At 46.3% G+C, this 14,066-nt stretch carries 12 protein-coding genes; 9 read left to right on the forward strand and 3 right to left on the reverse strand.

Going from position 1 to position 14,066, the window contains the following annotated elements:
• Positions 1–3: 3 nt before the first annotated feature.
• Positions 4–1,086: an ABC transporter ATP-binding protein gene (locus AC0VYG_RS08200; protein WP_475431822.1), complete on the forward strand. Its 1,083-nt coding sequence runs from the start codon at positions 4–6 to the stop codon at positions 1,084–1,086.
• Between the two features lie 5 nt (positions 1,087–1,091).
• Positions 1,092–1,916, forward strand: a complete 825-nt coding sequence (locus tag AC0VYG_RS08205) for a phosphodiesterase (RefSeq protein ID WP_475431823.1) — start codon at positions 1,092–1,094, stop codon at positions 1,914–1,916.
• 54 nt (positions 1,917–1,970) lie between these two features.
• Here AC0VYG_RS08205 and AC0VYG_RS08210 read toward each other — a convergent pair whose 3' ends face one another.
• Entirely contained in the window at positions 1,971–3,326 is a 1,356-nt protein-coding gene (locus AC0VYG_RS08210; RefSeq protein WP_475431824.1) for an amidohydrolase family protein, read from the reverse strand.
• A gap of 614 nt (positions 3,327–3,940) precedes the next feature.
• On the opposite strand from AC0VYG_RS08210, the gene AC0VYG_RS08215 reads away from it, so the two are divergent.
• From AC0VYG_RS08215 to AC0VYG_RS08245, 7 genes are all read left to right on the forward strand, one after another.
• Positions 3,941–4,939 (forward strand): isopenicillin N synthase family dioxygenase, encoded by a 999-nt coding sequence (locus tag AC0VYG_RS08215; RefSeq protein ID WP_475431825.1) that lies wholly within the window; start codon positions 3,941–3,943, stop codon positions 4,937–4,939.
• An 81-nt stretch (positions 4,940–5,020) separates the two neighbouring features.
• Entirely contained in the window at positions 5,021–5,677 is a 657-nt protein-coding gene (wrbA, locus tag AC0VYG_RS08220) for an NAD(P)H:quinone oxidoreductase (protein WP_475431826.1), read from the forward strand.
• 92 nt (positions 5,678–5,769) lie between these two features.
• A complete protein-coding gene (locus tag AC0VYG_RS08225) occupies positions 5,770–6,768 on the forward strand; it encodes an ABC transporter substrate-binding protein (RefSeq protein ID WP_475431827.1) in 999 nt (332 codons plus the stop codon).
• A 64-nt stretch (positions 6,769–6,832) separates the two neighbouring features.
• Positions 6,833–7,735, forward strand: coding sequence for an ABC transporter ATP-binding protein (locus tag AC0VYG_RS08230; RefSeq protein ID WP_475431828.1), 903 nt, complete (start codon positions 6,833–6,835; stop codon positions 7,733–7,735).
• Positions 7,732–8,535, forward strand: coding sequence for an ABC transporter permease (locus AC0VYG_RS08235; protein ID WP_475431829.1), 804 nt, complete (start codon positions 7,732–7,734; stop codon positions 8,533–8,535). The genes AC0VYG_RS08230 and AC0VYG_RS08235 overlap by 4 nt, the downstream gene beginning before the upstream one ends.
• Before the next feature lie 3 nt (positions 8,536–8,538).
• The gene (gene guaD / locus AC0VYG_RS08240) at positions 8,539–9,828 is read left to right on the forward strand and encodes a guanine deaminase (protein ID WP_475431830.1); all 1,290 of its coding nucleotides are present in this window, start codon (positions 8,539–8,541) and stop codon (positions 9,826–9,828) included.
• Positions 9,829–10,118: 290 nt separating this feature from the next.
• Positions 10,119–10,844 (forward strand): aspartate/glutamate racemase family protein, encoded by a 726-nt coding sequence (locus AC0VYG_RS08245; protein WP_475431831.1) that lies wholly within the window; start codon positions 10,119–10,121, stop codon positions 10,842–10,844.
• 101 nt (positions 10,845–10,945) lie between these two features.
• On the opposite strand, the gene hydA is transcribed toward AC0VYG_RS08245, so the two are convergent.
• Complete coding sequence (hydA, locus tag AC0VYG_RS08250; protein ID WP_475431832.1) at positions 10,946–12,385, reverse strand: dihydropyrimidinase; 1,440 nt, start codon at positions 12,383–12,385, stop codon at positions 10,946–10,948.
• A 186-nt stretch (positions 12,386–12,571) separates the two neighbouring features.
• Positions 12,572–14,056, reverse strand: a complete 1,485-nt coding sequence (locus tag AC0VYG_RS08255; RefSeq protein ID WP_475431833.1) for an NCS1 family nucleobase:cation symporter-1 — start codon at positions 14,054–14,056, stop codon at positions 12,572–12,574.
• Positions 14,057–14,066 lie beyond the last annotated feature (10 nt).

Below are 14,066 nucleotides of genomic sequence, written 5' to 3' on the forward strand. Positions count from 1 at the left end.
ACAATGAAAAATGCATCAACGAGTGTGGCGATTACATTAAAGCAGGTTCAGAAAACCTTTTCTGATGGCACACTGGCCTTGAAGCCTTTAGACCTTCATATTGAACAGGGTGAAATTTTAGTTTTATTAGGGCCATCCGGTTGTGGCAAAACCACCACTTTGCGTCTTATTGCTGGCTTAGAGTTTTGTGATCAGGGTGGTCAAATTCTGTTTGGTGAGCGGAATGTCACTCAGATAGCCATCGAACAGCGTCGTGTTGGTATGGTCTTTCAGTCCTATGCACTGTTTCCCAATATGGATGTGAGTGAAAATATTGCTTACGGTTTGCGGGTGCGTGGAGAAAGCAAAACCACGCAACGGGAAAAAGTAAACGAAATGCTAGAGCTGTTTGACTTACAACCCTATGCCCAACGTGCGATCGATCAGCTATCTGGAGGTCAGCGTCAGCGAGTGGCTTTGGCTCGTGCCATCATTACCGAGCCAGAAGTACTCTTACTCGACGAGCCATTATCCGCTTTAGATGCTTTGTTGAAAAAACGCTTACGGACCGACATTAACGCTTTATTAAAGCGTCTCGGCATTACGGCTGTGTACGTGACGCACGACCAAGAAGAAGCCATGGCGATGGGAGATCGCATTGCTATTTTGGATCATGGCGAGATCGCCCAAATAGGCACAGCTGAAGAGATTTATTTGTCACCTAACAATGAGTTCGTGGCTAACTTTATTGGTCAAATGAACCATTTTGATGGTTTGTTACAAGGCCAAGCTTTGTCTTTTGGGAAGCAGTTTTTACCACTGTCTCCATCGCTTTATCAATCCTGCTCCGAAGGTAAGCGTCTTCGCTGTATGGCTCGTCCTGAAGATGTGCGTTTAATGGCGCTTGACGAGGCCACTGTCAAAGGGGCTGTGTCTCACAGCGTGTTTTTAGGGGACAGAACAAGGGTTTTAGTCGATGTTGAAGGGCTGCAAGAGCCTGTGCATGCGGATTGTTTTGAGCGTAAGCGCTATAGGATAGGGGATCGGGTGGGCTTAATGATTCCACCGTCACGTCTTGTTCTGTTACCCAATAGTGGTATGGAGTAAGCGCTATGCTGATTGCCCAACTAACCGACCTTCATATAAAAAAACAAGGCAAAATCGCCTATCAAAAAGTGGATACGTTACAGTGTCTTAAACAGGCGGTGACGCACATTAATGGTCTCTCTCCCCAGCCAGATTGGGTGGTGGTAACAGGCGACTTAGGGGATTTTGGTACGCCAGAAGAATACGATGTGTTGGTACCAGAGCTAAAAAAACTGCAGGCTCCCGTTAAAGTGATACCTGGGAATCACGACCATAGAGCATACCTTCGTGCTGCCTTTGAGGGTTTTTCAAGTTTTGATCATGCAGATTATTGCCATTTTTCCCATGTCGCGGATGGCTATCATTTGATAGGGCTGGACTCTTCTGTATTGGGTAAGCCATACGGACATTTAACCCCCGATTCATTAGAGTGGTTGTCGACTCAGTTGGCCGACAAGTGTGACTTGCCAACCTTAATTTTTCTTCATCATCCGCCAATGAAGGTGGGAATTGACCATATGGATGTGCAAAAACTCCTCAATGATGATGAGTTATGGCAAGTACTTGAGCCTTATAAACAGGTGAAAGGGCTAATAGCAGGGCACTTACATCGTGCTATATACGCCACATGGAATGGTCTGCCTGTGTGGGTTGGACCCTCTCATAGCCATGCGGTGACGCTGGATTTAAACCCCAATGCGCCATCAAGATTCTCCCTCGAACCGCCAGCTATCCAGTTGTTCAAGCTGGCGCCGGATAGTATTGTGAGTCATATTAGTTACATAGAAGCGGGTGAAAAGTCCGCTGGTCCATTTCCTTTTTTTGATGAGAATAACAAACTGATTGACTAAAATAGGAAGCAGAAAGCGCTTTAAGGCTTTCTGCTTTTTTTATTGACCTTGTTTTCAACTCACCTTTTTTAACAATGCCGCCACGCCTTCTTTTACATTGGCCAATAGTTCTTTCTCATCGAGGTTTTTCACTTGGTTATTACTGATGACTGGCTTGCCTTGGATAAAGCTGTATTTGACTGAAACAGGTTCACCGCAGAGCAGTGGTGCGAATAGCGTAGAATGCACACCAGCAAAGCGAGGTTGATCGATATCGTATAAAACGATGTCGGCGGCCATGCCCACTTTGATTTCCCCCACTCCATCTAATCCCAATAACTTGGCGCCGTTACGGCTGGCCCAGCGGAGGGTTTCGTCGACTGTGGTAACTTCTGGGTTTTTATTCGCCGCGCGGTGGAGTAACCAAGCAAGGTTGGCCTCTTGAATCATTGAGCCAGATTCTGCTGAAGCAGACCCATCCACGCCTAGTGTGATCTTGATGCCTGCATTTTGCATGGCAATGGCTGGAGCAATGCCGCTGCCCAAACGACAGTTGGAGGTGGGGCAGTGAGCAATACCGGTTCCGGTTTGGGCGAGTTTGGCAATGGCATACTCATCAGACCAGACAAGGTGGGCAAACCAGACATCACTGCCAAGAAAATCACAGTGTTCAGCGTAATCAATGGCACTCATACCGTATCTTTGCTGTGCTTGTATTTCGTCGTATTCCACTTCTAATAAATGGGAATGCAGCTTAAGTTGGTGTTGTCTGGCGTAGGCGGCTAAGGCACGAAGGGTGGTTGGTTCTGAAGAGTGGATAAGGCTGGTTGGTGCCACTACCAAGCGGCGCATCGCCATAGGGCTGTCTTGATGATACCGAACACGCGTTTTGTCCATGCGTGCGATGACTTGGTCGAGCGTTTCTGGCTGGATAGGTGAAGATTGCATGCCACGATGGCTACCTCGACTTGTGGTGCTGCCTCGACAGAGAACAAGACGAATACCTAAGTCGTCGGCTGCTTGCCATACCGCGTCTTCTATCTCCGTTGTTGAGCCAGCATGGTAAAGATAATGATGATCTGCACAGGTGGTTGCACCAGAACGAAGCAATTCATATAAGCCTAATTTGGCAGCGTGGTACATTAAATCAGGGGAAATACTTGGCCAAAAGCGAAAGGGGACGGAGACAAGCCAGTCATCAAGGCGATGGTTCAGCCCTTCAGGAATGCCTTTTAACACGGATTGCGCCAAATGGTGATGGGTATTGACCATGCCAGGATAGGCAACGCAGCCTTTGCCGTTAATTAGCGTCTCATCTGGCGCCGGTTGTAAGTTGTTGCCTAACTCGGCAATGATGCCATCACGAATACGAATATCTGTATTGTTGGGAGAATCGAAAATGGCGCGTGTATTTTGAATGAGGTAAGACATAGACAAGCTCCTGATCGTCAGTTGCACAAAGTAGTGTGAATGGCTTTGTACGGTTGCTGATGTGGCAAGAGCAATGACCCGATGATGTATCTGCCTGCTTCTACTCTTTCCTGCTAACCATTTGGTTATAACCAACAAGCAAAAAGCTGTCCAACTTGATGAATGCTGGCGAAGTGGCGTTTTGGTCATGTCCTTACTGAATAAAATCCTTGCCCAGTGGTGCGTTTATTGTGCTTTTTAGAATTGGGTTGACTCTTCCTAGTGCATACCATGAAGAGGAATGCTCTCTAATAGTTTTTTAGATGATTGATCTTTAACCCTTTTTTTCAGTTGGCATAAGCATTGCTGAGGGTGTGGTACATCGATTGGGTGTATTTTCCATGAGTAGAAGCTGACAGGTTGATGATAACTGGGTCATTGCTCACGGGGTCGGGCAAGCATTCGTCTTAGGCGTATGGTAGCGGGTCGCGTGGTGATTGACCTTAGACGTCTTTTCAATCACGCACTCCTTAGCTCGCTTTATATCAGTGAGTAGAATCAGGGGAGTAGAAGCGGCAGACGGTTAATATCGTCGGGCATTGCTCCAATAACATAATGGGTTATTGGGAGAGTCTATGGACACATCTTATGGTTTGAATGAATTGGATTTTGAAAAGACGATTGGGGGGCTGGGCGTCGAAAATCATCAACGCCAGATTTCACTAATCGATCTAAGTGCGTTTGACGAACGTCGAGAAGAAATAACCGAGCAGCTTTGGCAAGCCGCAACGAACGTTGGCTTTTTTCAGCTGGTCAATCACGGCCTTACCCGCGAGGAGATTCAAACAGCCTTTGAGGCTTCTGAGCGTTTCTTTGCTCAGTCTCAGGAAGAGAAAGCACACTATGCATTAAAAGACGGCCTGAATGTCGGTTGGGAATTTAAAGCGCAAGTGCGTCCCTCGACAGGCACACCAGATCAAAAAGAATCCTATCAGATTACCTTACCTCACATGACAGGTTTATGGCCGAGTCAAATGGCCGTGCCAGAGTTTCAGCGCATTATGCTCTCCTTTGAGTATCAAGCTTGGCGGTTGGGGATGAAAGTGTTGTCTTGTTTTGCCAACAAGCTTGGTTTTGTCGAAGACTTTTTTACTCAGGCCCATGATCGTACCTCTCAAGAATACCAAAGCACCTTACGCTTACTGCACTATTTGCCCTTAGAGAATGTTGAAAAACAATCTGGATTATGGCGAGCAGGCGCGCATACGGATTTTGATTGTTTAACCATGGTCTTTCAAAAAACAGGGCAGGACGGTTTGCAGGTGTGTCCTGGCAAAGAAGCCAAAGAGACGAATCGCCAAGAGTGGAGCAATGTCGAACCTGAGGAAGGGATCATCACTTGCAATATTGGCGACATGCTGATGCGCTGGAGTGATGACAAGCTTCTGTCCACGTTACACCGTGTGCGTATGCCAACGGCCACTGAGGCGAATCACTCTCGATACAGTATGGCGTTTTTCTGTCAAGCCAATAAGGATCAGCTGATCCAAGGGCCTGAAGAAAAATATGCCCCGATAACCGCTCGAGACTACTTATTGCAGCGCATTAACGCCAACTTTGCAGGTAAAAAGTAACGGTTTTTGCTCGTGACGGCGTACAACGCAAAACGTCAAGCAAGTACGCCATTTGATTTGAGTGTTTTTAGGAGAAGGGTCATGAAAACAGCCAAGGTGACGGTCATTGTGGATTCGCGTTATGGCTCCACGCTGGCGTTAGCGAAAGCCATTGCTGATGGGGCTCAAGAAGAAGGTGCCCATGTGCGTGTACGCCGTGTGGCGATCCAAGAGCCGGAGTTTAGTGTGGATACAAAACGAGCCGATTTTATTGCCGCACAACAGGAATACCGAGAATTGCCACAAGCTTGTTCTGATGACTTGGTTTGGGCCGATGGCATTATTTGGGGCTCACCAACACGCTATGGGCTTATGAGCGCACCGCTACGTTCCTTTATTGATGAGATTGCGCCGTTATGGAGAGAGGGGGCTCTCATCGGCAAAATTGGTGCCGTGTTTACCTCTACTGGCGGCATGCATTCAGGTAATGAAATGACTTTGCTGTCGCTTATGCTGCCATTTTTACAGCATGGCATGATTCTTTGTGGGGTGCCCCATAGCGAACCTGCGTTGATTCAAACTCGTAAAGGGGGCTCTCCTTATGGTGCCTCTGCTGTCACGGGCTTTGATGGTTCGCTGGGTGTGGATGAGATTGAGTTAACCATCGCGTCAACCTTGGGAGCTCGTGTTGCTCGTTTGGCGCGGCAAGTTGAGGCAGAGCCTGCTTCTGTGGAACTGGCGGCGGTCTTAGCGCAATAAATAGAGTGTCTTTCTGCTTGGTGTCATGACACCCAGTAGAACACGTGTTCAAAGCGTTCAACTACTTTTATATAGGATTTGGAGTGCTCATTATGAGATTGAAACAAATACTGCTTTATTTTATTGCTGTCACCGGAATGGCTGTCTTTAGTTCGGCAACCATGGCGAAAGCGTTATACAAGGTAACCTTCGGAACAAATTGGTTCGCTGAAGCGGAACATGGCGGTTTTTATCAAGCCAAAGCGATGGGGATTTATAAAAAATACGGCCTAGATGTCGACATCAAGATGGGCGGTCCACAAGTTAACGGAATGCAACTTTTGGTGGCCGGACGTATTGATATGTTAATGGGCTATCCCATGTCCAGTGTGAACGCTGTGTCTCAAGGTTTGCCTGTCGTCACGGTGGCAGCCGTATTTCAAAAAGACCCTCAAGCCATTATTGCTCATCCCAATATTAAGTCTTTAAAAGAAATTGCCGACAAAAAGCTGCCTGTTTATGTCGCGACATCGGCTTATACCAGTTTTTACCCTTGGTTAAAGGCTAATTACGGGTTCACGGACAGCATGGCGCGGCCATACACGTTCAGTGTTGCTCCCTTTTTAGCGAATAAAGGGGTTGCACAACAAGGCTATATAACCTCAGAACCCTTTGCGATAGAGAAAGGTGGCGTGAAGCCATCCATCTTTTTGATGGCGGATTATGGCTACCCTCCATATGCTGAAACCATTGAAACCACTCAAAAAATGCTCAAGCAACATCCTGATGTGGTAAGACGGTTTGTCAAAGCGACAATGGAAGGATGGGCAAGTTATATGAAAGACCCTGCACCGGGGAATGCCTTGATCAAAAAGGCCAATCCTCAAATGACGGATGCTCAGCTCGCCTTTAGTATTGCCATGATGAAAAAGTACCATTTGCTTGATGGTGGTGATGCCAAAAAAGGCGGCATTGGCGTCATGACTAATGCTCGTTGGACCCAGCTATACGATTTAATGAAAAAAGAGAAATTGTTGACGAAAGACATCAATATTAAAGATGTCTACTCCCTTGATTATCTGCCTAAACCCCCTGTTTTAATGTCCAAATAATACACTGCATCACGGGGGAATGATGTAACCGATTGGTACTTTCTCCCGTGTACATTGGAGCACGATGATGACAATGATAAGAGAGTTTTCTGGTACGACAATGGACACCACGGAAAGGGTTTCGAACAGGGAGGATGTCGATGTTAGCAATAAGGTGGCCCCAACAGGGGATAAGCGTTCCCGTCGTCCTGTTATTCAGGCACGTAATGTCGATAAGGTCTACGGCAATGGTACCACTGCTCTAAAAGACGCCACCATAGACATTAAGCAAGGCGAGTTTGTTAGTCTGCTGGGGCCTTCCGGTTGTGGCAAAAGTACCTTGTTGCGGATTATGGCCGGTCTTGGTGAGGCATCACGCGGCACCATTAAGTGGTGGGAGCAAGATTATGATGTGGTCGGAGAAAAAGGGCGTAAGTTAGCGTTTGTCTTTCAAAACGCCACGTTAATGCCCTGGGCGAAAGTGCGAGGCAATGTGCGCTTGCCCTTGGATTTGGAAAAATACGTCGCGGGAGATGTCGACAAGAGAGTCGAGCAAGCCCTTGATATGGTTGGTTTAAGCCGTTTTGCTGATGCTTACCCTAGAGAACTTTCAGGTGGTATGCAGATGCGGGCGTCCATTGCGCGGGCACTGGTGACTCAGCCGAATCTATTGCTGATGGATGAGCCTTTTGGTGCTTTGGATGAGATGACACGCAATAAGCTGAATGATGATGTGCTGAGATTATGGCAGGAGAATGGTTGGACGATTGTTTTCGTCACACACAGTGTCTATGAAGCCGTGTATTTGTCCAGTCGAGTCGTAGTGATGGCGGCGCGTCCTGGACGTATTGTGGAGGACATTATCATTGATGAGCCATTTCCTCGTCACTCTGATTTTCGGGTCTCTCAGAGCTTTGCACAATATTGCAAACAGGTCTCCTTCGCTTTAGAAAAAGCCAGTGCCATGGGTCAGGAGGGCAAGGTATGAAAACACCACTGATTAAAAACGAAGGGTTTGTTCAAGTTGCGGCGCCTATCGCCGTAGGGGTGATATTTCTGCTGTTGTGGGAGTTGATCGTTCGCGCTTTAGGAATCGCGCCTTATATACTGCCGGATCCAGTGGCTATCTTTGAGGCTCTAGTGAATAATTGGGGTGTTTTGTTTCATGCACTCTGGGTCACTTTAACGGTGACGTTTTTTGCTTTTGCGATATCCGTAGTGTTGGGGGTCGCTTGTTCCCTTCTGTTTATTCAGAGCAAATGGATTGAAGTCAGTTTCTTTCCCTACGCTATTTTGATGCAGGTCACCCCCATCGTAGCGATTGCGCCTTTAATCATTATTTGGATTAACGACACCACGTGGGCCTTGGTTGTTTGTGCGGTTATTATGGCGATATTCCCCGTTATTTCTAACACCACCTTGGGCCTGCGCAGTGTGGATCCTAATCTATTAAATATGTTTCGCATGTATCGTGCTAGCCGATGGCAAGAGCTAGTGCGGTTGCGTATTCCAGGGGCTCTGCCATATTTCTTTGGAGGCTTGCGCATCAGTTCTGGGCTAGCGCTGATCGGTGCTGTGGTCGCTGAGTTTGTAGCCGGCACGGGCGGTGCAAAAGCGGGTTTGGCGTATATGATTTTGCAGTCCAGTTATAACTTACAAATTCCCAAAATGTTTGCTGCCTTATTTTTGATTACGGCAACGGGGATTTTATTGTTTGCTTTGATGGTTTGGTTATCGAATTTAGCCTTACGTAATTGGCATGACAGTGCCGTAAAAACGGAAAACTAATCCATGTCAACAACATCGTTGCAAGCCCATTGTGGGTCTGTTTTGCATTTTCTTGGTCAAGATAAATACGAGTATTTTTCCGATGGCCTTTTGTTGGTAGACACCTGCTCAGGACGCATTGCAGACGTCGGAAATCGTGATGCATTACTTAAGCAGTACCCACAGGCCACGGTATTTTATTATCAAGATGCCCTGATTATGCCGGGCCTGATAGACACGCATGTTCACTACCCACAGGTAGATGTGATTGCCTCCCATGGAGAGCAACTTCTGGCGTGGCTTGATCAATATACTTTCCCTACGGAAGCTAGGTTTTCGGACTCTGAACAGGCTCAAGAAACGGCTGAGTTTTTCTTAGAGGAATTACTCAGAAATGGCACGACAACGGCGGCAGTATTTGGCAGTGTCCATGCTTCCGCTGCGGAGGCCTTTTTTTGCGCGAGCGAAAAACGCAATACACGTATGATCATGGGTAAGTCGATGATGGATCGAAATACGCCAGATGCTCTAAGTGAAACCACGGAAGCTTCCTATCAGCAGACTCGCCAGTTGATTGAGCGTTGGCATCATAATGGACGGCAATTGTATGCTGCGACATTGCGCTTTGTGGTGACGTCAACACCGGCGCAATTTGCGCACATCCGCACGTTAATGGAAGAATTTCCAGATCTTTATATGCAAACACATTTAGCCGAAAACCTCGCGGAAGTGACCCTAGTAAAAGAAATGTTTCCAGAGCGTCGTGATTACGTCGATGTGTTTGATCATCATGGATTATTGGGACCGCGCAGTTTGTTTGGTCACGGTATCCACTTGTCTGAAGCGGAATTGGTGCGCCTTAAAGACAGCGATAGTCGTATTGCATTTTGTCCCACATCCAACCTGTTTCTCGGTAGCGGCTTATTCCATTTAGATAAAACAAGCAAAATGGTTCAAACGGGAATCGCAACGGATGTTGGAGCGGGCACCAGCTTTTCGATGTTAGCGACCTTGAGTGAGGCGTATAAAATTTGTCAGATCAATGGTACATGCTTGTCGCCTATACGTGCTTTTTATATGGCAACCTTAGGCAATGCGAGAGTCTTGAGTCTAGATCATCAGATTGGCAATTTTGAGAGTGGTAAAGAGGCGGACTTTGTCATTTATAACCTTGCTTGCACACCCTTAATGAAACGTCGGCAAACCTTATGTCAGAGCATTGAAGAAATACTCTTTGCTTTGATGATTTTGGGGGACGATAGGGCCGTGCAGTCGACCTTTATTGCGGGAAAGCGTCAGTGTTTTAAAAATTGAGCGTCAAGGCTTACCTGATAAATAACGCTTTCTATATATCTTTACTATCCTTAATAGAGGTGAGGGTTTTACTGTCTCTTTATATACAAATAAACCTTCTATGTCAGTTTTTTTATGAATGAAAAAACTATAAGGATGAAGCGATTGCCTCCTAGAATATTAAAACAAAAACCACTATAAATTATATTAGAAGCTTTTTAAAAAAGAAGCTAAAGATAGTAACGTTAAGTTCGTTATATTTATATATGGCTTATTATAAATAAGTCGTTTTATGTATTCGAGGGATGATTATGACTGCGATAACAGAAACATTCACACTTAATATGACACCGGTAAACACTTCCGTTAAACGAAGAGTAGCCACAAAAAAATACGATATTGCTTTTTTGCATACTTCTGCTTTATGTGTCAAAAGCTTTGATGCCATTATGGCGGAACTTGCGCCGCAATTATCCGTCAAACATGAAGTGAGACCCCACTTTTTGAGCCGAGCTCACGCCAATGGCATAGACAGAGTATTAGAGGGGGATGTGACGGCCGCCATCGAAGCGCTGAGCCAAAAATCGAAAGTGGTAGTTGTCACTTGTTCGTATATTGGGCAAGTGGCAGAAAGTATCGGTATGCTTAATGATAGCCATATTGAAAGCATTGATCGAGCGATGGCGGATTTTGCGGTAGAGCGCGCGAATAATATATTGGTCTTAACCGCGTTACAAAGTACGCTAAAGCCGACCCGTGAGCTATTGAAATCTTCCATGAATCACTTTGGAGTGAAACCCACAGTGACGCTTCAATATGTTGATGACGCCTGGGAACATTTTTTGTCAGGTAATGAAAAAGGTTATTATGAAGACATCGCCAAAGTTTTGAGAGAAAAAGAACAGGACTACGATTTAATTATGCTTGCTCAATCCTCTATGGCGGGAGTGGTTGATGGCGTTGAGCTTTCAATCCCCGTGATTAGCAGCCCTAGAATAGGCGTTGAACGAGCTATTCAATTTTTGGCACCACGTTAATATAATAAAAAAATTCTGTTTAAAATGCGTTTACATCATCCCAAAATAAGGGCGCCTTGGCGCCCTTATTTTTAAAGTGTGCTTTTTATGATCATTAAATATTAACGTGAAACCGCTTTGGGTTGATTTAATGATTGACGCTTTTTAAGTGCTTCGTAATAAGGCGCATAGGCGGGACGCTTAATGTATTTGCCATCGCCTGAACGAGACAGTAATTCACCTTGATGCCATGCTACTTTACCATTGCAGATGGTGGTTTCAGGCACGCCGTGTATTTCCATACCCTCGAAAATGCTGTGTTCAATCATGGATTGATGGGTTTTCGCTGACAGTGTTCGAGTGGTGGCAGGGTTCCAAATCACCAAATCAGCATCCGAGCCAACACGAACACAGCCTTTATTTGGGTAAATATTAAAGATTTTCGCGGTATTGGTTGAGGTGAGCGCGACGAACTCATTGGCGGTGATTTTGCCTGCATTGACGCCTTTTTCCCATAACACCATCATGCGCTCTTCCACTCCAGCGGTGCCATTGGGTATTTGTGTAAAGTTGTCTTTCCCCATGGCTTTTTGTTCCGCACAAAAAGCGCAGTGATCGGTGGCTGTGGTTTGTAATGTTCCACCCTGAACCCCTTTCCAAAGGGCGTCTTGATGCTGTTTTGGTCTAAATGGCGGGCTCATGACGTGGGCAGCAGCGGTGGCCCAGTCTGGGTTTTGGTAGACGCTATCGTCGACGGTTAAGTGCCCAGCTAATACTTCGCCGAAAATCGTATAACCATGGTCTTTGGCATAGCGAATGGCATCGACAGCTTCTTCGGTAGACACATGCACCAAATAAAGGGGAGCACCGAGTGTGTTGGCAATACTAATAGCACGATTCGCCGCTTCGCCTTCCACAGAAGAAGGCCGTGATAATGGATGGGCTTCCGGCCCGGTTAAACCTTGTTCCATAAGCTTATTTTGTAGGTGATACACCAATTCGCCATTCTCAGCATGGACGGTGGGGATGGCACCTAGTTCAAGGCATTTCGTGAAGCTGGAGACAAGAATGTCATCCGTTGCCATGATGGCGTTTTTATAAGCCATAAAGTGTTTGAAACTGTTTACCCCGTGTTCGTTGACGAGCGTTGCCATCTCTTCTCCGACACTGTCATCCCACCAGGTAATCGCCACGTGAAAGGTGTAATTCGCATAGGATTTTTGGGACCACTGACGCCACTGCTGATAAGCCTCTAAGAGCGATTGTTGAGGGCTAGGAATGACAAAATCGATAATACTCGTTGTACCGCCAGCAAGAGCAGCGACGGTACCGGAGGCAAAGTCGTCTTTGGCGACCGTACCCATAAAAGGCAATTGCATGTGGGTATGAGGGTCAATTCCCCCAGGCATGATCAGCTTGCCTGTGGCATCGATGACCTTGGTATCGTCAGGTATGCTGTTGATCTCACCAATTTCAATAATCTTATTGTCTTTACATAAAATGTCAGCTTGAAACGATTCTTCATGGGTGACAATCGTCCCCCCTTTGATCAGTAGACTCATAATGACGTCCTTATTGTTAGATGTTCACTATTATTAGAAGTTTACCCACGGAACATTGTGTATAAGGTCATGTTGGACCGCTGCACCTTGTACCGTGAAAAGGATATTGTCACCATAAACACCAAGGGTGACTTTGGTGCTTATGGTTACTTTGTGGTTAACGAAAAGACCCTGATTGAACTGCGATTAAGATTGCACCGCCTTTGCTTGGCGAGAGGGGCTTTGTTTGGCACTGGCTAAGAAGAAATACACAATGGCACCAGTGGCCGCCCCGGTAAACCAGCCGTAGTGGTAGAACCAGCCAATGGCTGGGGTATTAACGGCAATCAGCGTAATGACCACTGGCAAAGCAAAAGCAATCAAACCTGAGCTATTAAAGTTAGGGTAAAGGCTGTTTGGGGTGTACAGGGCAACTAAGTCTAAATGCTGGCGCTTGATTAAGAAGTAATCGACAATCATGATGCCTGCAATCGGGCCAAGTAGGCTTGAGTAGCCCAGAAGCCAGTTGGAGTACATGCCTTCTACACTGACATCGGATTGAACCCAACCGAGTTTTTTCAATAGCTCCCAGCTCATTAGAGCAATACCAATAAAACCTGTTAATAAAGCGCCACGGGTTTGATTAATGTATTTAGGGGCGATATTTTGAAAATCGTTGGTGGGAGATACGACATTGGCGGCCGTGTTAGTAGACAGAGTCGCAATGACGATCAGCACCATAGCAATGGCCACCCAGAAAGGGCTGTGGATTTTGCCGATTAGCGAAATGGGATCGGAAACGGTTGCCCCAACAAGCGTTGGTGACGCGGCGGTTAGAATAACCCCAAGTGATGCAAACAAGAACATGGTCAATGGCAAACCAATAATTTGTCCGATGACTTGATCTTTTTGGGATTTTGCATAACGGCTAAAGTCGGGAATATTAAGCGACAGCGTTGCCCAAAATCCCACCATGGCGGTTAATCCACCAAAGAAATACCCCCAAAAGCTAGATCCGACAGCTCGTGTCGCAGGGGTGGATAACACTTCAACAAGAGAGACTTTGCCACTTGCCCAAACAAGCAGGCCTATTGAAACGGCGAGTAAAAGGGGGGCCGCGAGTGTTTCCATCCACTTAATGGATTCTGAGCCACGAATCACCACATACATGTTCAATGCCCAGAATATGAAAAAGCCAAGCACTTCACCGGTGCCTCCTAAGCTGGCCCAGCTGCTGGAAATCGCAGATAGGAACAGATGGACGGCCATACCACCAAACATCGTTTGAATACCAAACCAACCACAGGCAACTAAACCACGGATTAAACAGGGAATATTTGAGCCGACCATACCAAAAGAGGAACGAAGTAACACCGGGAACGGAATGCCGAATTTGGTACCAGGGTAAGCGTTTAGTGTCAGAGGAATCAGTAGGATTAAGTTGGCGATCAAAATGGTGAATAAGGCTTCCATGACGGATAAACCAAAATAAGCCGTTAGCACTCCCCCTAATGTATAAGAGGGAACACAAATGGCCATCCCAACCCATAACGCAGCAATGTTCCATTTGCTCCAGGTGCGTTCACTCAATTTTGTTGGTGCAAGGTCATCGTTATAGGCCGTGCTATATTGGAGGTCGCTATCAACTTCTAATTCGTAGAAGTCGCCCTTTTTTATAGATTTGCTGGTCATGATTCACCTC

The organism is Marinomonas sp. 63XJN7_7_ISO-PGPR-S23-202 (genome assembly GCF_056173505.1).

What these genes read in the sequence shown, in the direction of transcription:
- hydA (WP_475431832.1), bottom strand. Translation starts at nt 12,385, where the DNA reads ATGAGTCTACTGATCAAAGGGGGGACGATTGTCACCCATGAAGAATCG.
- AC0VYG_RS08230 (WP_475431828.1), top strand. Translation starts at nt 6,833, where the DNA reads ATGATGACAATGATAAGAGAGTTTTCTGGTACGACAATGGACACCACG.
- wrbA (WP_475431826.1), top strand. Translation starts at nt 5,021, where the DNA reads ATGAAAACAGCCAAGGTGACGGTCATTGTGGATTCGCGTTATGGCTCC.
- AC0VYG_RS08215 (WP_475431825.1), top strand. Translation starts at nt 3,941, where the DNA reads ATGGACACATCTTATGGTTTGAATGAATTGGATTTTGAAAAGACGATT.
- guaD (WP_475431830.1), top strand. Translation starts at nt 8,539, where the DNA reads ATGTCAACAACATCGTTGCAAGCCCATTGTGGGTCTGTTTTGCATTTT.
- AC0VYG_RS08255 (WP_475431833.1), bottom strand. Translation starts at nt 14,056, where the DNA reads ATGACCAGCAAATCTATAAAAAAGGGCGACTTCTACGAATTAGAAGTT.
- AC0VYG_RS08205 (WP_475431823.1), top strand. Translation starts at nt 1,092, where the DNA reads ATGCTGATTGCCCAACTAACCGACCTTCATATAAAAAAACAAGGCAAA.
- AC0VYG_RS08235 (WP_475431829.1), top strand. Translation starts at nt 7,732, where the DNA reads ATGAAAACACCACTGATTAAAAACGAAGGGTTTGTTCAAGTTGCGGCG.
- AC0VYG_RS08210 (WP_475431824.1), bottom strand. Translation starts at nt 3,326, where the DNA reads ATGTCTTACCTCATTCAAAATACACGCGCCATTTTCGATTCTCCCAAC.
- AC0VYG_RS08225 (WP_475431827.1), top strand. Translation starts at nt 5,770, where the DNA reads ATGAGATTGAAACAAATACTGCTTTATTTTATTGCTGTCACCGGAATG.
- AC0VYG_RS08245 (WP_475431831.1), top strand. Translation starts at nt 10,119, where the DNA reads ATGACTGCGATAACAGAAACATTCACACTTAATATGACACCGGTAAAC.
- AC0VYG_RS08200 (WP_475431822.1), top strand. Translation starts at nt 4, where the DNA reads ATGAAAAATGCATCAACGAGTGTGGCGATTACATTAAAGCAGGTTCAG.